The organism is Methylobacterium fujisawaense (assembly GCF_014138435.1).
In the GTDB taxonomy this organism is placed as follows: domain Bacteria; phylum Pseudomonadota; class Alphaproteobacteria; order Rhizobiales; family Beijerinckiaceae; genus Methylobacterium; species Methylobacterium fujisawaense.
The window spans coordinates 138,827-156,443 of record NZ_JACJIM010000001.1 but is presented as its reverse complement, the minus strand read 5'-3'; the positions used below and the strand labels follow the sequence as shown (position 1 = coordinate 156,443).

The window sequence follows — 17,617 nt, the reverse complement described above, 5'->3', positions numbered from 1 at the left end:
TCAATGTCCCAAATACACTTCGATGACCTTCGGGTCGTTCTTGACCCGGTCCATCGACCCTTCGGAAAGCACCTTGCCCTGGTGCAGGACGGTCACCCGGTGGGCGATGTCCTCGACGAACTTCATGTCGTGCTCGATCACCAGCACCGAGCGGCCCTTGATGATCTGGTTGAGCAGCTCCGCGGTCTTGATCCGCTCGCCGACGCTCATCCCGGCCACCGGCTCATCGAGCATCAGCAGCTCCGGGTCCTGGATCAGCAGCATGCCGATCTCCAGCCACTGCTTCTGGCCGTGGCTCAGGAACTCGGCCCGCTCCTTGAGCTGGTCCTTCAGGAAGATCGTCTCGGCGATGGCGTGGATGCGGTCGCGGACCTCGGCGTCGCGCTTGAAGGTCAGGGCGCCGAAGACCGAGCGGCCGCGGGGGAACGAGATCTCGAGGTTCTCGAACACCGTCAGGTCGTCGTAGATCGACGGCGTCTGGAACTTGCGGCCGACGCCGGCCTGCACGATCGCGCTCTCGGAGAGCTTGGTGAGTTCCTGGCCCTTGTACTTGATCGAGCCGGCGCTGGCCTTGGTGCGCCCGCAGATCAGGTCGAGCACCGTGGTCTTGCCGGCCCCGTTCGGGCCGATGATCACCCGGATCTCGTCGGGATCGACGTAGAACGACACGTCGTTCACCGCCTTGAACCCGTCGAACGAGACGGTGAGCGCCTCGACGGCGAGGAGGTAGTCGGGCGGGGCCGCCTCGGCGCCGACCACGGGGGAGGGGAGGATCGCGGCGTTCATGGCGTGCTCACTCGGCCGGGGCGCCGTGGGGCGGGACGATGGCGGGTTCGGGAGCCTGCAGGCTCTTGGCGCGGCGGGTCAGGCGCGGCTCGATATGCTCGCGCCAGATCCCCGCGAGGCCGTTCGGGAAGGCCAGCACCACCGCGATGAACAGGGCGCCGAGGCCGAACAGCCAGAGGTCCGGGAAGCTCTCGGAGAAGCTGGTCTTGGCCCAGTTGACCAGCAGCGTGCCCCAGACGGCGCCGAACAGGGACAGGCGCCCGCCGACCGCGGCGTAGATCACCATCTCGATGGAGGGGACGATGCCCACGAAGGAGGGCGACATGAACCCGACCTGCAGGGTGAACATCGCGCCGCCGATCGCCGCCAGTCCGGCGGCGAAGCAGAAGGCGAAGACCTTGAACCCCGCCACCGAGTAGCCGGAGAAGCGGACCCGGTCCTCCTTGTCGCGCATGGCGACGAGGATGCGGCCGAGCTTCGACTTCTTCACGTATTGCGCCGCCAGGATGCAGGCGATCAGCAGGCCGCCATTGACGAAGTACAGGATGAATTTCGCCGAGTCGGTGCGGATGTCCCAGCCGTGGAGGGTGCGCAGATCGGTGATGCCGTTGATGCCGCCGGTATAGCCCTGCTGGCCGACGATCAGGATCGTCAGGATCGCCGCGATGGCCTGGGTGATGATGGCGAAATAGGTGCCGCCGACCCGGCGCTTGAACATCGCGAAGGAGATCAGCATCGCGAACAGGACCGGCACGGCGACCGCCAGCACGATGGTGAGCGGCAGGCTCTTGAACGGCTGCCAGAACCAGGGGAGCGCCGTGATCTGGTTCCAGTCCATGAAGTCCGGAATGCCTGGCGTGGACTGGATCTTGGTGTTCTCGATGCTCGAAGCCTCGAGCTTCAAGTACATCGCCATGCCGTAGCCGCCGAGGCCGAAGAACACGCCCTGGCCGAGCGACAGGATCCCCGCATAGCCCCAGCAGATCACCAGCCCGAGGGCCACGAACGCGTAGGTGAGGTACTTGCCGACGAGGTTGAGGCGGAAGCCGTCGAGCATCAGCGGCAGGACGACCAGGATCACCCCGGCCAGGAGGAAGAGGCTCAGCCACTCCACCGGCTTCATGAACGGGTTGTCGTTGACGGTGACGGATTTGGTGAGGGTCTGGACCGGGTTCGTCATCGGGAAAACATCCTCAGCGCCGGACCTTGAGGGTGAAGAGGCCCTGGGGCCTCAGCATCAGGATGCCGACCACCGCGAGCAGGGTGATCACCTTGGCCATCGAGCCGGAGAGGAAGAACTCCAGGGTCGACTGCGTCTGGGAGATCGAGAAGGCCGACGCGATGGTGCCGAGCAGGCTCGCGGCGCCGCCGAACACGACGATCAGGAAGGTGTCGACGATGTAGAGCTGGCCCGAGGTCGGCCCGGTGGAGCCGATCATCGTGAAGGCCGAGCCGGCGATGCCCGCGATGCCGCAGCCGAGGCCGAACGTGTAGCGGTCGACCTTCTCGGTATCGATGCCGACCGCCCCCGCCATGGCGCGGTTCGACATCACGGCGCGGACCTGCTGGCCGAAGCGCGAGCGGAAGATCAGCAGCGCGACGCAGACGGTGATCAGGATGGTCACGGCCATGACGAACAGGCCATTGATCGGGATCTCGATCGTGTCGGTGACCTGCACCGAGCCGATCAGCCAGGACGGCAGCTCGACGCCGACCTCGCGGGCACCGAAGATCGACCGGTAGGCCTGCTGGAGGATCAGCGAGAGGCCCCATGTGGCGAGGAGCGTGTCGAGGGGACGCTTGTAGAGGAACCGGATCAGGCCCCATTCCACCAGCATGCCCAAAGCCCCGGAGGCGAGGAACGCCAGGCCCATGGCGATGAAGAAGTAGATCGGGAACAGCGCCGGCAGATAGGTCTGGCAGAAGGTCGAGCAGAGGTAGGTGACGTAGGCGCCGAGGATCATGAACTCCCCGTGGGCCATGTTGATCACGCCCATCTGGCCGAAAATGATCGCGAGCCCCAGCGCCATCAGGAGGTAGACGGAGAACAGGATCAGGCCGGCGAAGCCCTGCATGGCGAAGATCGCGCCGAGGTCGCCGAGGGAATAGTCGCCGAGCATGTCTTGGTCTTCCGCTGCAGATCGGGGCGGAGGGCGAGCGTCCTCCGAGCGGATTGTTCGGTGCCGGTTCTGAAGTCCGAGACGGACTCCCTCTCCCGTTCGGGAGAGAATTGGGGTGAGGGATGTGCCTTCTCCGGAAGGACCTCGTCCCTCACCCTGTCCCTCTCCCACACGGGAGAGGGGACCCGCGTTCCATCCGGTGAGCGGCGGCGCGGACTGTGTGCGGGCCTGGGGCTATTGGTAGCCCTTCGGGAACGGATCGGGCTTGATCAGCTCGGGGCTGGTGTAGACGATCTCGAACTGGCCATCGGTCTTGGCCTTGCCGACCCGCGTCTTCGACCAGAGGTGATGGTTCTCGTCGATCTTGACGTAGCCTTCCGGCGCGCCCTTGAACTCGATGCCCGGCGAGGCCGCCACCACCTTGTCGACGTCGAAGGAGCCGGCCTTCTCGCAGGCCATCTTCCACAGGAACGGTCCGAGATAGGCCGCCTGCGTCACGTCGCCGATGACGGTCTTCTCGCCCCACATCTTCTTGAAGGCGGCGACGAACGCCTTGTTGTTCTCGTTGTCGATCGACTGGAAGTACTTCATGCAGGCATAGGCCCCGGCGATGTTCTCGCCGCCGATGCCGTCGATCTCGTCCTCGGTGACCGAGATCGTCATCAGCACCTGCTTCGACAGGTCGATGCCCGCCGCCTTGAGCTGCTTGTAGAACGCCACGTTCGAGCCGCCGACCACGTCGGCGAAGATCACCTTCGGCTTGGTGAGCTTGATCTTGTTGATGACCGAATTGAACTGCGTGTGGCCGAGGGGGAAGTACTCCTCGCCGACGACCTTGCCCTTGAGCACGTTCTCGACGTGCTTGCGGGCGATCTTGTTGGAGGTGCGCGGCCAGATGTAATCGGAGCCGATGAAGTAGAAGCTGTCGCCGCCCTTCTCCTTGTGCACCCAGTCGAGGCCGGCGAGGATCTGCTGCGTGGCCTCCTGGCCGGTGTAGAAGACGTTCTTCGACTGCTCCAGGCCCTCGTAGAAGGTCGGGTAGTAGAGAAGGCCGTTATACTGCTCGAAGACCGGCAGCACCGCCTTGCGCGAGGCCGAGGTCCAGCAGCCCATCACGGCGGCGCAATGGTCGTTGACGAGGAGCTTCTTGGCCTTCTCGGCGAAGGTCGGCCAGTCGGAGGCACCGTCCTCCTGGATGATCTTGATCTTGCGGCCGAGCACGCCGCCGGCATCGTTGATCTGCTGGATCGCGAGTTTTTCCGCTTCCTGGGCGCCGGTCTCGGAGATCGCCATCGTGCCGGTGATCGAGTGCAGGATGCCGACCGTCACCTCGGTGTCGGTCACCGCGAGGCCGGTGGTGTTCACCGCCGCGGTCGGCGGCGCCGCCCAGGCCTTCCGCGGCATCAGCGCCAGCGCCGGGGCGCCGGCCAGTCCCATGAGCAGCCTGCGCCGCAGCGGGGAGCGCAAGCCGTGATCGGCGCCGGTCTCGGTGTCGTCTGCCATGTGCCTGACCCTGTTCGCGTCCGGGGCCTTGAGAGGCGGCCGCGGATCGACGAGCGCAGGCTAGGTCCTGGGTTGCGGTGCGGCCTATACGCGATTTTGCGTATGGCCGTACTCTTGCATGCGGTGCACCATCGCCGCGGAATACTTTGAGGTTGGGGTGACGGGGAGCGCGAAGAGCGTGAGCACCGTTCGGGTGCTCGATGTTTCGCGCGCGCCCGCGCCCGTCGGCGCCGCATGCGCCGCGCCGGCCATGGGCGGCGGCCGGGTCGTCCGGTCTCCGGCGCCATGAGCGGGCCGCAGCGCATCATCCCGATCCGCCGGGACTACAACCGCTTCGTCGCCGATGAGACCCTGGAGGATTACGCCCTCCGCTTCACCGCCAAGAAGGCGCGGCGCTGGTCCAGTCTCGAAGTGGCGCAGACCGCGCTCGGGTCGATCTCGTTCCTGGCGCTCGAGGCGATCGGCGGGACGCTGGCGCTGACGGCCGGGCTCCCCAACACGGTGGCGGCCGTCCTGGTCGTCGGCCTGATCATCTTCGCCACGGCGGCACCGATCACGGTGTACGCCGCCCGTCACGGCGTCGACATGGATCTCCTCACCCGCGGCGCCGGGTTCGGCTATCTCGGCTCGACCGTCACGTCGCTGATCTACGCGAGCTTCACGTTCCTGTTCTTCGCCATCGAGGCGGCGATCATGGCGCTGGCGCTGCAGCTCTGCTTCGGGCTGCCGCTGGGCGTCGGCTACCTGCTCTGCGCCGGGGCGGTGATCCCGCTCGTCGTCTACGGGATCCGTCTGATCAGCCGGTTCCAGATCTGGACGCAGCCGATCTGGATCGGGCTGAGCCTGCTCCCGCTGATCTTCGTGGCGGCACAGGGCGCGGGGCCGCTGCGCGCGCTCACCGTCTTCCCGGGCCTCGACGGCGGCGGCGCCGGCTTCGATCTCGCCCGATTCGGGCTCGCCACGGGCGTCCTGCTGGCGCTGCTGGCGCAGGTCGGCGAGCAGGTCGACTTCCTGCGCTTCGTGCCGGAGCCGGCAGGTCCGCGCGACCGCCGCTGGTGGCTGGCGGTCCTGGCGGGCGGCGCGGGCTGGATCCTGCCCGGCATGCTGAAGATCCTGCTCGGCGCCGCCCTCGCGGTCCTGGCCCTGGGGCACGGCGTCCCGCCCGAGCACGCCGCCGAGCCGACCCGCATGTACGCGGTGGCCTTCGGCTACCTGACGGGGGAGGGCAGCCGGGCAGCACTGCTGCTCACCGGGCTGTTCGTCATCGTGTCGCAGCTCAAGATCAACCTCACCAACGCCTATGCCGGCTCGATCGCGTGGTCGAACTTCTTCTCCCGGCTGACCCACAGCCATCCGGGACGGGTGGTCTGGCTCGTGTTCAACGTCGCCATCGCGGTGCTCCTGATGGAGCTCGGCATCGACAAGACCATCGAGAGCACGCTGCCGCTCTACGGAGCCGTGGTCTCGGCCTGGGTCGGGGCGCTCGCCGCGGACCTCGCGGTGAACAAGCCGCTGGGCCTCTCGCCTCCGGGGATCGAGTTCAAGCGCGCCCATCTCTACGCCGTGAACCCGGTGGGGACCGGCGCCATGGCGCTGGCGCTGACGGCCGGCGGCGCGGCCTATCTCGGCTGGCTCGGCCCGATCCTGCAGCCCTTCGCGCCGCTGCTCACCCTCGCCGTCGCCTTCGGCGCCGCGCCGGCGATCGCCTGGGCGACGGGGGGGCGCTGGTATCTCGCCCGGACGCCCAAGCAGGATTGGGGCACCGCCGAGGTCACCTGCCGGGTCTGCGAGTTGCCCTTCGAGGGCGAGGACATGGCCCATTGCCCGGCCTACGACGCGCCGATCTGCTCGCTCTGCTGCTCGCTCGACGCCCGCTGCGGCGACCTGTGCAAGCCGCACGGAAGGCTGGAAGTGCAGGCGCAAGCCGTGGCCGCCCGGATCCTGCCGGGCCGGACCGCAGCCTGGATCGGCGCGCCGCTCGGCCGCTACCTCGCGGTGATGCTGACGCTCTGCGCGGTGATCGGCCTGATCCTCGGCATCGTGCATGCGGGCGCGACGATTGCCCACCCGGAGAATCGCGAGTTCCTGCGCACGGCGCTGACCAGCGTGTTCTTCACCCTGGTGGTGATCCTCGGCGTGGTGGCGTGGCTGTTCGTGCTCGCCCAGGAGAGCCGGCGCGTCGCCCAGGCCGAGACGATGCGCCAGACCGCGCTCTACCAGGCGGAGATCGCCGCCCATAAGATCACCGACGCCAAGCTGCAGGAGGCCAAGGAGCGGGCCGAGGCCGCCAACCAGGCCAAGAGCCGCTACGTGGTCGGGATCAGCCACGAGCTGCGCACGCCGCTCTCCACGGTGCTCGGCTACGCGCAGCTCCTGGAATCGGATCCGGCGATCCCGGCGCACCGCCTCAACGGTCTCCGGGTGATCCGCCGCAGCGCCCAGCACCTGTCCGGGCTGATCGACGGCCTCCTCGACATCTCGCGCATGGAGGCCGGACGCCTTCAGATTCACCGCGACGAGGTGCGCCTCGCCGATTTTCTCGACCAGCTGGTCGACATGGTCCGGCTCCAGGCGCGCGAGGCGGGGCTGGAGTTCCGCTTTTCGCGGCCGGAGATCCTGCCGGCCGTGGTCGCCACCGACGAGAAGCGGCTGCGCCAAGTGCTGCTCAACCTTTTGTCGAACGCCATCAAGTTCACGGAAACCGGCACCGTCTCGCTGGACCTGAGCTACCGGAGCCAGATCGCGATCTTCACGATCCGCGACACCGGTCCCGGCATCCCGGAGGCGGATCTCGCGCGGATCTTCGAGCCGTTCGAGCGCGGCTCGACGCCGGCCGCCCGCAGCACGCCGGGGACCGGGCTCGGGCTCACCATCGCCAACCTGCTGGCCCAATTGCTGGGCGGCGAGATTACCGTGACGGCGGCGCCGGGCGGCGGCACGCAGGCGCGTCTGCGGCTGATGCTGGCCTCCGTGGCCCAGCCGGCACCGATTGTCCCGCCCGCGCCGGCGGCGGCCCCGGAGAGGGTCTATGCGGGCGCGCGACGCACCGTCCTGGTCGCCGACGACGACAGCGCCCACCGCGCGCTGATGCGGGCGATCCTGGAGCCGCAGGGCATCTCCGTCCTGGAGGCCGGCTCGGGGCCGGAGTGCCTGGCCATCGTCGCGCGGGGCGGGGTCGACCTGATCCTGCTCGACATCGCGATGCCCGGGATGACCGGCTGGGCGGCGGCCGCGGCCCTGCGGCAGGCCGGACATACCGGCCCCATCGCCATGATGTCCGCCAATGTCCACGAGATCAGCCCGGTTCGCGGCGACGACGCGCCCCACGACGCCATCTTCGCCAAGCCCTTCGACCTGCGCGACGTGATGGAGCGGATCGGCAAGCTCCTGCACCTCGAATGGACCGAGAGCCCCGCGCCGACGCAGCCCGAGCCTGTTCCGGCCTTCGCGGACGGGCCGGGGCCCGGGCCCGAGCATATCGGCGAGCTCCTGCGCCTCGGCCGGATCGGGCATATCCGGGCCATCGAGGCCAAGCTGATCCAGATGGAGGAGGACGCGACCGTGCCGCCCGCTTTCGTCGCCCGGATGCGCGGGCTGGTCGAAGGGTACGACCTGCGCCGCTATCTCTCGGTCCTGCAGGAGCTCGCCCGTCATGGCTGAGGCGCCGAAGCTCCAGCCGAACCGGGACATCGTCCTGGTGATCGATGATTCGCCCGACACGCTGAGCTTCCTCACCGAGGCGATCGAGCGCTCCGGGGCCACCGTGCTGGTCGCGGTCGGCGGCGACCTCGCCCTGGCCCTCGTGGACGAGATCACGCCCGACGTGATCCTGCTCGACGCGGTGATGCCGGGGCTCGACGGCTTCGAGACCTGCCGGCGGCTCAAGGCCAAGCCGCATCTCGCCGGCGTGCCGGTGATCTTCATGACCGGCTTGAGCGAGACCGAGCACATCGTGAAGGGCCTCTCCGCCGGCGGCATCGACTACGTCACGAAGCCCATCGCGCCGGACGAGATCCTGGCCCGGATCCGCGTGCACCTCGCCAGCGCCCGCGCCGCGCAGAGCGCCCGGGCTGCCCTCGACACGGCCGGGCGGACCCTGTTCGCCGTCTCGGAGGACGGGCATGTGCTGTGGTCGACGCCTCAGGCCGGCCGGCTGCTGGCCGGCCTCGGCGCCGATCGCTCCGACGCCGTCGAACTGCCCGCCAAGGCGCGCGACTGGCTGCGCGGATGCCTCGCCGGCGCCGCGCAGCCCCTGACGCTGACCGATCGCGACGGTCTCGCCTACGCCCTGAGCTTCATCGGCCGCACGCCGGACGAGATCCTGCTCCGCCTGTCGCGGGACGCGCTCTCGGCGGGGGTCGAGCGGCTCCGGGCGCGCCTCCCGGTCACCGGCCGCGAGGCGGAGGTTCTGCTCTGGCTGTCCCGCGGCAAGTCGAGCCGCGACATCGGCGAGATCCTCGGGCTCAGCCACCGGACCGTGACCAAGCACCTCGAGGGCATCTACGCCAAGCTCGGCGTGGAGAACCGCACGGCGGCCTCGATCATCGCCGCACGCCATCTGGAGGGGTGAGCCGAAGGGCGCATCCCGCTCTTGTCCACAGGCTGCGCGGCCCGGCGAAACGCCTTGGTAAGCCCCGTTCCCTCACGGTCCCGGCTCAGCCTGACAAGCCGAGTCCGGATGCGATGATGACCAGCCAGCAGCTCGCCGACGAACTGAAGCGGATCGCCACCACGCAGGTCAGCGACATCACCCGCGCGGTGAAGGAAGGCCAGAAGTCGATCGCGCTCAACGAGGTGCGGGACATGGCGCGGCGCCTCGTCCTGCTCGCGGACGCCTTCGATCCGAAATCCGCGGCTGAGAAGTCCGAACCCGTCGCCGAAGCCGTCGACGACGCCCAGGCCGCCTGACACCCGTTGCCGGCGGTGTCCCCGCCGGTCCCCTCCCAGGAGCGCTTCATGGTCCGCGCCCACTTCACCATCCGCCTCGGCAACGCTTCGCTCCCGGCCTCGGCGGCCCAGTGGGTCGAGGATGTCGAGGCCGCCCGGTCCACCGCGCGCACGATCGTGCAGGGGCTGATGCGCCAGCACGGCGGCGACCCGCGGCTGATGGAGGCGGCGATGGTGATCACCGACGACGACGGCGCCACGCTCCTGGAGATGTCCTTCTTCGACGCGCTGTACCTGCCGGTCGAGCCGGTCGCGGATGCCGACCGTCGCCGGCCGCGTGCGCCGCGCAGGGCCGCGCCGCTGGGTCTGACGGCCGCCCTCGGCCCCGTCCGGCGTCTTGCGGGCGCGCTGGGCATGCGCGCGCCTTCCCTGTCGGGCCGCTGAGACCGGCTCAGCCGAAGAGGTCGCTGACCACGAAGCCGCGCGGTGCGAGGCGCTCGGCCAGCACGCGCCGATGGCAGCCGGCCGGATCGCGCTCGAAGCACAGCAGGCAGATCGGGGCCCCCTCGGCCAGCGCGGCGAGCTCGTCGAGGGCCGCGAGGCCTGCGGCCGTGTCCAGCACCTCCTCGCAGTAGATCCGGCGCATCAGCGCCGCGTCCCCGGCCCGGGCCGCCTGCCGGCCGGATTTCGGTGTCCCGAGGCTGCGCAGATGCGCGTAGCCCAGGCCGGCCTCGCGCAGGGATGTGCCCAGCGCACCCTTCGAGAAGCCGCGCTTGCGTGAGTTCGCCACCGCCCGGACATCCGCCAGCGTTGCGACCCCCGCCGAGCGCAGGACCCCAACGAGGCGCTCCGAATCGAGGCCTTCGTAGCCTATGGTAAAGAGTTGCTTACTCACGGCGCCGTGTCCGGACTCGCGTTGCGGGACCGCGACTTAGCCGGATCGCGCCCTGTGAACCAACCGGGGATGGGCGCCGTATGTCGCGGGCAGGCAACGCGTCCCGGAATTCCGCCGCAATGATCGCAAAGCTCCGTTAACCGCGCCGGGGCCATCGAATACGCCTGTCTGTGGCGCTTCTTCGGTGGCGGGCTAAACACTGATGTCGCGGATTTCAAAACTTTCGCGGTCGCCGTTCGGGGAAGTCGCTCGGAGTCTGACCGACCGTCTGAAGCCGGCCCGGCGCCTCGCCGGGCGCTTCGCCGCCGCCGCCATCCTGGCCGGCCTCGCGGCCTGTGCCTCCAACAACGACTTCTACCCGACGAAGGGTGACGCCAAGCCCCATCCGGGCGTGGCCAAGGCCAAGCTCCACCCGATCCAGGGCATCGACATCTCGAAGTGGCAGGGCAACGTCGACTGGGCCTCGGTCCGGGCCGCCGGCACGCAGTTCGCCTTCATCAAGGCCACCGAGGGCGGCGACCACGTCGACGAGCGCTTCCGGACCAACTGGGACGGCGCGGCGCGGGCCGGCGTGCCGCGGGGCGCGTACCACTTCGTGTTCTGGTGCCGCTCCGCCAGGGAGCAGATGGACTGGTTCAAGCGGAACGTTCCGAACGACCCCACCGCTCTGCCGCCGGTCCTCGACGTCGAGTGGAACGGCCACTCGCAGACCTGCCCGAAGAAGCTGCCCAAGGCCCAGGCCCTGGCGATGGTCACCGAGATGCTGGAGGAGATGGAGCGCTACACCGGCAAGCGCCCGATCATCTACACCGACATCACCTTCCACAAGGACGTGCTGGAGGGCGAACTCCCGGACTATCCGCACTGGCTGCGCTCCACCGCGGCCGAGCCGGAGCAGCGGTTCGTCAACCGTAAGTGGATGCTGTGGCAGTTCACCTCGACGGGTCGGGTCCCGGGCGTGCGGGGTGACGTCGATCGCAATGCCTTCTACGGGACCCCGTCCGACTGGGCCTCGTTCCTGGCCACCGACTGCGATCCGCGCGAGCACAGGAGACTCTCGGAGCAGGGTCTATGCACGGACAAGTAGATGGACGGCTGCAACGAAACCTAAGTTAGTTCGAGGGCGCAGCCTGCGGGCTATGGCTGGCGAGTCCGCACGCTGACGGGCGCAAATCCGTGAGGGTCCCGACGGGCCCCTCTCTGCCGCATCTCGCCGCCCCATGCCGATCGAACCTGCCGCCTCCACCGGCAACCTGCTCCTCGACGCGCTTTCGGGTTCGGACCGCGCGCTGATCGAACGCGATCTGGAACCGGTGACCGTCGCCAGGGGGGACACGATCCTTACGGCTGAGTCCGGCGCGAGCCCTGTGATCTTCCCCTGTGACCAGGCCGTTGTCGCTCTGGTCGTCGCCACCCACGACGGCCGGATGGCGGAGACCGCGAGCGTGGGTCACGACGGGGCGGTCGGCGGGATCATCGGCCAGGGCCGGCTGCCGAACGCCGTCAGCGGGCTGGTGCAGGTGGGCGGGCGGGTTCTGCGCCTCGACGCGGACCGCCTGCGGGAGGCCGAGCGCCGATCCGCCACGTTCCGCGATCTGTTCGCCCGCTATGCCGATTGTTTCCTGGCTCAGCTGCTCCTGATCGGGGCCTGCAACGCCGTGCACCCGATCGAGCAGCGCTGCCTCCGCTGGCTGCTGACGTTGCAGGACCGGACCGGCGGCGACACCCTTCCGGTCACCCACGAGCTGATGGCCGCGATGCTCGGCGTCCAGCGGACCTACCTCACCCGGATCCTGCGTGTGCTGCAGGAGCAGGGCCTTCTCCGGGCGGAGCGCGGCCGCATCACGATCGTCGATCGCCGGGCGGTCTCGGCCGCGGCCTGCGCCTGCCACGCCCGCGTCCGGCTCCATTGCGAGGCGGTGCTCGGCGCCGTTTACGGGCCCGATGGTCCGCGCCGGGCCGCACCGGACGCGGATGCCGGGCCGGTGTCGCGAACGGCCTGAGGGGCCGGAGCGCGGTCAGTCGACGACGGGCACGCAGACCGGCGCTGCGAGGCCCGGGACCGGCGCCACCACCACGTCGATCCCGTAGATCAGACGCAGGAGCGCCGGGGTGACCGTGGCGGCGGACGGCCCGTCGGCGACGAGGCGGCCCCCGTGCAGGGCGACGAGGCGGTCGGCGCAGAGCAGGGCGTGGCCGGGATCGTGCGTCGAGAACAGTACGGCGATGCCGGCCTGGGCGAGGCGGCGGATCTGCCCGAGGACGCGGGCCTGATTGCCGAAATCGAGGCTCGCGGTCGGCTCGTCCATGATCAGCAGCCGCGGCTCCCCGCTCAGCGCCCGGGCGATCAGGGCGAGCTGCCGCTCGCCGCCGCTGATCTCGGTGTAGACCGTGTCGGCCAAGTGCCCGATCCCCAGGGCGTCGAGGGCCTTTTCGGCCGCCGCCGCGTCGGACGGGCCGGGCGCGGCGAACGGGCCGATCCGGCTCGCCCGGCCCATCACGACGACCTCCCGGACGGTGAACGGGAAGAAGGCCGCATGCGCCTGGGGGACGGCGGCGACCATGCGGGCGATGGCGCTGCGCGACAGCCGGGACAGGTCGGTGCCGCCGAGGACGACGCGACCGCCCCGGGCGGGCAGCAGCCCGAGCAGCGTCTTGAACAGGGTGGTCTTGCCGCCGCCGTTCGGCCCGATGAGACACAGCACCTCGCCCGCGGCGAGGTCGAACGACACGCCGCTTCCGACGCTGCGGCCGCCGTAGCCGAAGGCGAGGTCCCGCACGTGGAGCAGCATCACGCGAAGCCCCGGCGCCCGGACGCCAGCAGCCAGAGGAAGAACGGGGCCCCGACCAGGGCCGTCAGGATGCCCAGCGGCACCTCGACGGTTCCCATATTCCGCGCGATCAGGTCGACCAGCACGAGGTAGCCCGCTCCGAGCGCCAGCGAGGCCGGCAGCAGCCGGCGGTAATCCGGCCCGACCAGCAGCCGGGCGATGTGCGGCACGATCAGCCCGATCCAGCCGATGACCCCGGTCATCGCGACGGCCGCCGCCGTGATCAGGGTCGCGCCGGCGATCAGGACCGGGCGCAGCACCCGCGTCTCCACGCCGAGGGTCCGCGCCTCCGCGTCGCCGAGGCTCATCAGGTTCATGCGCCAGCGCAGCAGGACGAGGGGCACGAGGCCGATCAGCATCATCGGCAGGGTGGCGGCGACGTCGCCCAGGGTGACCGAGGACAGGCTCCCCAGCAGCCAGAAGGTGATCGCCGGCAGCTGGTTGTAGGGGTCGGCCAGCACCTTCAGGAGCGAGATGCCCGCCCCGAGCACCGCGCCCACCGCCACCCCCGCCAGGACCAGGGTCAGGACCGGATCGTGCCGCCGCACGGCGAGGCCGACGCCGTAGACCGCGGCGACGGCGCCGAGCCCGCCCAGGAAGGCCAGGAGCTGGATCGGCGCCACGGGCAGGCCGAGATAGATCCCGAGCACGGCGCCGAGCCCTGCGCCGGCCGACACGCCGAGGATGTCGGGGGAGACCAGCGGGTTGCGGAACAGGCCCTGGTAGGTCGCCCCGGCCGCCGACAATGCTGCCCCGACCACCAGAGCGGCGATCACCCGGGGCAGCCGCACCTGCATCACCACGGTCTCCGCCGCCGCCGGCGCGCGCGAGGGCAGGCCGAGCAGATGGTGCCCGAGGATTGCGGCAAGGTCCGCGGGCGCGACCGGATACTGGCCGACCGCCAAGGCGAGCACGGCCAGCGCCAGCAGAGCCAATCCGGAGAAAAGCGCCGCGGAAATCCGCAGGCGTCTGCGGGTGCGAAGCTCGATCGCCTCGGCCGCAGCCGGGATGTCGCTCATTTCGGCGCGTCCGGTTCCGCGCCCGGGGGCCTCGGTCCGAGGAGGGCGGCGACCTGATCGCCGTCGAGATCGACGTGGTAGAAATCCCGGTAGAAGGCGCGCACCACGTCGGGCATCGGTTCCGGGAACAGGTCCGGGTGGAGCCGGGCCGCCAGCCAGCGCAGGCCGATCAGGCGGTTGACCCCCGGAGGCGCGTCGAACCACGGGAACGGCTGAAGCGGCGCCACGTAGATCCGCCCCGTCTGGACAGCCCGGATGGTCCGCCACAGCGGGTCGGTGCGCAGCCCGGCCGCGAAGGCCGGGTCGAGGGTGACGATCACGTCCGGGTTCCAGGCGAGGACCTGCTCGGGCGAGACGTTGCCGAGGCGACCGCCGCCGTCCTGCGCGACGTTGCGGCCGCCCGCGGCCTCCACCAGCTCGGTGTTGATCGATCCGGCGAAGCCCGTCTCCAGGCCACGCGGGCCGCGCGCGTAATAGACCCGGGGCCGCCGGTCCTCGGGGAGCGTCGCCACGGCGCGGTCCACCCTGTCGGCGAGAGCCTTGGCCTCGGCCGCCAGGGCATCCGCCGCGGATTGCCGGCCCAGCGCGGCGCCGAGCTGCCGGTAGGCTTCCGGACTCTTCGCGAAGCTGCCGTCGAGCAGGATGTAGGGAATCCCGGTCTGCGCCTGGATCCGGTCGGCGAGGGACGCGTAGGTCGGCCCGAGGCTCCCCGAATCGACGATCAGGTCGGGCTTGGCGGCCAGGACCGCCTCGACATTGGCCGTGCCGCCCCGACCGGTCAGGCGGCCATAGGCGGGCAGCGTTCGGGTCCGGGGCTCGAGGAAGGGCAGCGCCTCGGGATGCGGTGCGGTCACCCAGCCGGCCATCAGGTCCGGCGCCAGGGTGTAGAGCAGCACGACGGCCGGCGGCCCCGCGGCGAGCACCCGCCCGATCCTTTCGGGAAGTTCGACCGTGCGGCCGGCCGCATCCGTGAACGGACGCGCCGCGGCCGCCCCGGATGCCACCAGCAGCAGGATCAGCGCCGCGGCCAGGGATGCCCGGCGACCGGGGCTCGATGGCATCAGACGGATGTCCGCTCGAGGATCTCGATCAGCGCGCCGTCCGGTCCCTCCACGAAGGCGATCCGCAGGCCGGGCCCGCGCTCGGTGATGCCGGTCCGCACCGTCACGCCCCGGGCGGTGAGATCGGCCATCGCCGCCTCGATGTCGGCGACGCGCAATCCGACATGCTCGATCCCGAGGCAGGGCGTGGTCGCCGCGGGCGCGATCTCGGCCGGGGCCTGCTCGATGAAGACGGCGAGGCCGCCGAGGTCGAGCACGACACGCTGCACCGGATCCGTGCCGACGCGCTTGACCTCGCGGGCTCCGAACGTCGCGATGTAGAAGGATGCGGCCGCGACGGCGTCGCGGCTGCGCAGGTGGAGGTGGTCGCAGGCGTAGTGCATCGGCTCTCCGGCCTCGGGTGATTCCGGCGCGAGCGGCCTCCGGCCCGATCCCGCCGGAGGCGCCGGTCGGCGCTGCCTCCGACGATAGGGCCGGCCCGCAGCCGCGGCGAGATCGGCCGCTTGACGTTCGGCACGAACCCGCAGACTTTCGCCGACAGGACCGTTGCAGGGATGCAACATCCATCCCACATCCGGCTGGCGAAGCGATATCGCACAGCCAACCGCACAGCCAAGAGATCCATGCGCAATCCCTACGACGTGCTGGGCGTGGCCAAGGGGGCGAGCGAGGCCGAGATCAAGAAGGCCTATCGCAAGCTCGCCAAGGACTTCCACCCCGACCGCAACAAGAACGACGTGAAGGCCAAGGACCGTTTCGCCGAGGCGAACTCGGCCTACGAGATCCTGGGCGACGCCGAGAAGCGCAAGCAGTTCGACCGCGGCGAGATCGATGCCGAGGGCAAGCCGCGCGCGACCGGCTTCGAGGGGTTCGGCGGCTTCGGCGGCGGCCGCGGGGGCAATTTCGACTTCGAGCACATGGCCCGCGCCCAGCGCGGCGGCGGCATGGGCGGCGGCGGGATGGGCGAGGACATCTTCTCGCACATTTTCGGCGAGGCCTTCCGCGCCGGCGGGGCCGGACCGGGCGGTCAGCGCCAGCCCGCCAAGGGCGAAGACGTCGCCGCGGAGCTGTCGGTGACCCTGGAGCAGGTCGCCAGCGAGGAGAAGCTGCGCCTCGCCTTGCCCACCGGCCGGGAGGTCGACGTGATGATCCCCCGTGGCGTGATCGACGGCCAGACCATCCGGCTGCGCGGTCTCGGCCAGAGCGGCGGCCTCCGGGGTGAGCCGGGCGACGCCCTGCTGACGATCCGGATCCGCCCGCATCCGCGCTTCACCGTCGAGGGGGCCGACCTGCGCACCACCGTCGACGTTCCCCTGGAGGATGCCGTGCTCGGCGGCACGATCCGCGTGCCGACGCTCACCGGCGTCGTCGAGATGAAGATCCCGGCGATGACGAGTTCCGGCCGCACCTTCCGCCTGCGCGGCAAGGGCCTGCCGAAGAAGGACGGCACCCCTGGGGACCTGTTCGCCACCACGGCGATCGTCCTGCCGGAGGGCGAGGATGCGGCCCTGGCGGACTTCGCCCGCAGCCGGCGCGCCGCCAAGGCGGCCTGACGGCCTCGCGAACCGGACACCGAGGCCGGCTTGACGGCGCTCGGTGTCGCCCCGGACTTCCGTCGCCGGGCCGCCTCCGCTAAGGAGGCCCCCCGGCCCCGAAAGGGGTCGCGCGGCTTCGGGATCGATCATGGCGGAACACGGGCAGGGCCTTCTGGCGGGCAAGCGGGGCATCGTCCTCGGGGTCGCCAACAACCGCTCGATCGCCTGGGGCATCGCCCGCAGCGCCCGCGCCCACGGCGCCGAACTCGCCTTCACCTATCAGGGCGATGCCCTGCGCAAGCGGGTCGAGCCCCTCGCCAAGGAGCTCGACGCCCACGTCATCGGGCATTGCGACGTCACCGAGGCGGCCACGATCGACGCGGTCTTCGCGGAAGCCGCGAAGGTCTTCCCCGACGGCATCGATTTCGTCGTCCACTGCGTCGCTTTCTCCGACAAGGACGAGCTGACCGGCCGCTATATCGAGACCTCCGAGGACAACTTCACCAAGTCGCTCCTGGTCTCGTGCTACTCGTTCACCGCCGTGGCCCAGCGTGCCGAGAAGATCATGCGCCCGGGCGGCTCCCTCGTGACGCTGACCTATTACGGCGCCGAGAAGTGGATGCCGCATTACAACGTGATGGGCGTGGCCAAGGCGGCCCTGGAGGCGTCGGTGCGCTACCTCGCGGCCGATCTCGGCCCGAAGAACATCCGGGTCAACGCGATCTCGGCGGGCCCGATCAAGACTCTCGCTGCCTCCGGGATCGGCGATTTCCGCTACATCCTGAAGTGGAACGAGTACAACGCGCCCCTGCGCCGGACCGTGACGATCGGGGAGGTCGGCGAGACCGCGTCCTACCTCGTCTCCGACATGGCGGCGGGCATGACCGGCGAGATCCTCCACGTGGATGCCGGCTACCACGTCGTCGGCATGAAGAATCCCGAGGCCCCGGACCTCACCCTCGACAAGGATTGAGGCGCGC

At 70.0% G+C, this 17,617-nt stretch carries 17 protein-coding genes; 8 read left to right on the top strand and 9 right to left on the bottom strand.

All coding sequences use genetic code 11. The annotated features are described in order from the left end of the window. From urtD to urtA, 4 genes are all read right to left on the bottom strand, one after another. Window positions 1–786: an urea ABC transporter ATP-binding protein UrtD gene (urtD, locus tag GGQ91_RS00705; protein WP_043353438.1), complete on the bottom strand. Its 786-nt coding sequence runs from the start codon at window positions 784–786 to the stop codon at window positions 1–3. Between the two features lie 7 nt (window positions 787–793). Beyond that, window positions 794–1,966 (bottom strand): urea ABC transporter permease subunit UrtC, encoded by a 1,173-nt coding sequence (urtC, locus tag GGQ91_RS00700; RefSeq protein ID WP_043353440.1) that lies wholly within the window; start codon window positions 1,964–1,966, stop codon window positions 794–796. 13 nt (window positions 1,967–1,979) lie between these two features. Further along, a complete protein-coding gene (gene urtB, locus GGQ91_RS00695; RefSeq protein ID WP_043353442.1) occupies window positions 1,980–2,906 on the bottom strand; it encodes an urea ABC transporter permease subunit UrtB in 927 nt (308 codons plus the stop codon). 234 nt (window positions 2,907–3,140) lie between these two features. Next, window positions 3,141–4,409 carry an urea ABC transporter substrate-binding protein gene (gene urtA / locus GGQ91_RS00690; protein WP_043760424.1) on the bottom strand — a complete coding sequence of 423 codons (1,269 nt, stop codon included), beginning with the start codon at window positions 4,407–4,409 and terminating at the stop codon, window positions 3,141–3,143. A gap of 285 nt (window positions 4,410–4,694) precedes the next feature. Between urtA and GGQ91_RS00685 the strand changes: the two genes are divergently transcribed. The 4 genes from GGQ91_RS00685 to GGQ91_RS00670 all read left to right on the top strand — a co-directional run bounded on the left by GGQ91_RS00685 (window position 4,695) and on the right by GGQ91_RS00670 (window position 9,740). Continuing rightward, window positions 4,695–8,069 carry a hybrid sensor histidine kinase/response regulator gene (locus GGQ91_RS00685; protein ID WP_043354168.1) on the top strand — a complete coding sequence of 1,125 codons (3,375 nt, stop codon included), beginning with the start codon at window positions 4,695–4,697 and terminating at the stop codon, window positions 8,067–8,069. Further along, the gene (locus GGQ91_RS00680) at window positions 8,062–8,979 is read left to right on the top strand and encodes a response regulator transcription factor (RefSeq protein WP_075381395.1); all 918 of its coding nucleotides are present in this window, start codon (window positions 8,062–8,064) and stop codon (window positions 8,977–8,979) included. The genes GGQ91_RS00685 and GGQ91_RS00680 overlap by 8 nt, the downstream gene beginning before the upstream one ends. Window positions 8,980–9,092: 113 nt before the next feature. Next, entirely contained in the window at window positions 9,093–9,317 is a 225-nt protein-coding gene (locus GGQ91_RS00675; RefSeq protein WP_075381396.1) for a hypothetical protein, read from the top strand. Between the two features lie 48 nt (window positions 9,318–9,365). Beyond that, window positions 9,366–9,740 (top strand): DUF6894 family protein, encoded by a 375-nt coding sequence (locus GGQ91_RS00670; RefSeq protein WP_043354155.1) that lies wholly within the window; start codon window positions 9,366–9,368, stop codon window positions 9,738–9,740. 7 nt (window positions 9,741–9,747) lie between these two features. On the opposite strand, the gene GGQ91_RS00665 is transcribed toward GGQ91_RS00670, so the two are convergent. Beyond that, complete coding sequence (locus GGQ91_RS00665; RefSeq protein WP_043354156.1) at window positions 9,748–10,191, bottom strand: DUF488 domain-containing protein; 444 nt, start codon at window positions 10,189–10,191, stop codon at window positions 9,748–9,750. Between the two features lie 202 nt (window positions 10,192–10,393). On the opposite strand from GGQ91_RS00665, the gene GGQ91_RS00660 reads away from it, so the two are divergent. Both GGQ91_RS00660 and GGQ91_RS00655 read left to right on the top strand, forming a co-directional pair. Beyond that, window positions 10,394–11,278 (top strand): glycoside hydrolase family 25 protein, encoded by an 885-nt coding sequence (locus GGQ91_RS00660; protein ID WP_051044925.1) that lies wholly within the window; start codon window positions 10,394–10,396, stop codon window positions 11,276–11,278. A gap of 133 nt (window positions 11,279–11,411) precedes the next feature. After that, window positions 11,412–12,194, top strand: coding sequence for a Crp/Fnr family transcriptional regulator (locus GGQ91_RS00655; protein ID WP_182591158.1), 783 nt, complete (start codon window positions 11,412–11,414; stop codon window positions 12,192–12,194). 15 nt (window positions 12,195–12,209) lie between these two features. Here the strand turns inward: GGQ91_RS00655 and GGQ91_RS00650 are convergent, their stop codons facing one another. The 4 genes from GGQ91_RS00650 to GGQ91_RS00635 are packed head-to-tail and all read right to left on the bottom strand — an operon-like array spanning window position 12,210 to window position 15,485. Beyond that, window positions 12,210–12,983 carry an ABC transporter ATP-binding protein gene (locus GGQ91_RS00650; protein ID WP_043354159.1) on the bottom strand — a complete coding sequence of 258 codons (774 nt, stop codon included), beginning with the start codon at window positions 12,981–12,983 and terminating at the stop codon, window positions 12,210–12,212. Beyond that, window positions 12,983–14,041, bottom strand: a complete 1,059-nt coding sequence (locus tag GGQ91_RS00645) for a FecCD family ABC transporter permease (protein ID WP_182591157.1) — start codon at window positions 14,039–14,041, stop codon at window positions 12,983–12,985. The genes GGQ91_RS00650 and GGQ91_RS00645 overlap by 1 nt, the downstream gene beginning before the upstream one ends. Continuing rightward, a complete protein-coding gene (locus GGQ91_RS00640) occupies window positions 14,038–15,102 on the bottom strand; it encodes an iron ABC transporter substrate-binding protein (protein WP_053608849.1) in 1,065 nt (354 codons plus the stop codon). The genes GGQ91_RS00645 and GGQ91_RS00640 overlap by 4 nt, the downstream gene beginning before the upstream one ends. After that, the gene (locus tag GGQ91_RS00635; RefSeq protein WP_043354164.1) at window positions 15,102–15,485 is read right to left on the bottom strand and encodes a VOC family protein; all 384 of its coding nucleotides are present in this window, start codon (window positions 15,483–15,485) and stop codon (window positions 15,102–15,104) included. The genes GGQ91_RS00640 and GGQ91_RS00635 overlap by 1 nt, the downstream gene beginning before the upstream one ends. Before the next feature lie 240 nt (window positions 15,486–15,725). Here GGQ91_RS00635 and GGQ91_RS00630 point away from each other — a divergent pair, with 240 nt between their 5' ends. After that, window positions 15,726–16,655: a DnaJ C-terminal domain-containing protein gene (locus GGQ91_RS00630; protein WP_043381768.1), complete on the top strand. Its 930-nt coding sequence runs from the start codon at window positions 15,726–15,728 to the stop codon at window positions 16,653–16,655. 130 nt (window positions 16,656–16,785) lie between these two features. Then, entirely contained in the window at window positions 16,786–17,610 is an 825-nt protein-coding gene (gene fabI, locus GGQ91_RS00625; protein WP_043381765.1) for an enoyl-ACP reductase FabI, read from the top strand. The last annotated feature ends 7 nt before the right edge of the window (window positions 17,611–17,617 follow it).

Excerpts from the sequence above, each read along its gene's own strand:
- urtA (WP_043760424.1), bottom strand. The coding sequence starts at position 4,409 with ATGGCAGACGACACCGAGACCGGCGCCGATCACGGCTTGCGCTCCCCG.
- GGQ91_RS00650 (WP_043354159.1), bottom strand. The coding sequence starts at position 12,983 with ATGCTGCTCCACGTGCGGGACCTCGCCTTCGGCTACGGCGGCCGCAGC.
- GGQ91_RS00685 (WP_043354168.1), top strand. The coding sequence starts at position 4,695 with ATGAGCGGGCCGCAGCGCATCATCCCGATCCGCCGGGACTACAACCGC.
- GGQ91_RS00640 (WP_053608849.1), bottom strand. The coding sequence starts at position 15,102 with ATGCCATCGAGCCCCGGTCGCCGGGCATCCCTGGCCGCGGCGCTGATC.
- urtD (WP_043353438.1), bottom strand. The coding sequence starts at position 786 with ATGAACGCCGCGATCCTCCCCTCCCCCGTGGTCGGCGCCGAGGCGGCC.
- GGQ91_RS00635 (WP_043354164.1), bottom strand. The coding sequence starts at position 15,485 with ATGCACTACGCCTGCGACCACCTCCACCTGCGCAGCCGCGACGCCGTC.
- GGQ91_RS00675 (WP_075381396.1), top strand. The coding sequence starts at position 9,093 with ATGATGACCAGCCAGCAGCTCGCCGACGAACTGAAGCGGATCGCCACC.
- GGQ91_RS00680 (WP_075381395.1), top strand. The coding sequence starts at position 8,062 with ATGGCTGAGGCGCCGAAGCTCCAGCCGAACCGGGACATCGTCCTGGTG.
- fabI (WP_043381765.1), top strand. The coding sequence starts at position 16,786 with ATGGCGGAACACGGGCAGGGCCTTCTGGCGGGCAAGCGGGGCATCGTC.
- GGQ91_RS00670 (WP_043354155.1), top strand. The coding sequence starts at position 9,366 with ATGGTCCGCGCCCACTTCACCATCCGCCTCGGCAACGCTTCGCTCCCG.
- urtC (WP_043353440.1), bottom strand. The coding sequence starts at position 1,966 with ATGACGAACCCGGTCCAGACCCTCACCAAATCCGTCACCGTCAACGAC.
- GGQ91_RS00660 (WP_051044925.1), top strand. The coding sequence starts at position 10,394 with ATGTCGCGGATTTCAAAACTTTCGCGGTCGCCGTTCGGGGAAGTCGCT.
- GGQ91_RS00655 (WP_182591158.1), top strand. The coding sequence starts at position 11,412 with ATGCCGATCGAACCTGCCGCCTCCACCGGCAACCTGCTCCTCGACGCG.
- GGQ91_RS00630 (WP_043381768.1), top strand. The coding sequence starts at position 15,726 with ATGCGCAATCCCTACGACGTGCTGGGCGTGGCCAAGGGGGCGAGCGAG.
- urtB (WP_043353442.1), bottom strand. The coding sequence starts at position 2,906 with ATGCTCGGCGACTATTCCCTCGGCGACCTCGGCGCGATCTTCGCCATG.
- GGQ91_RS00645 (WP_182591157.1), bottom strand. The coding sequence starts at position 14,041 with ATGAGCGACATCCCGGCTGCGGCCGAGGCGATCGAGCTTCGCACCCGC.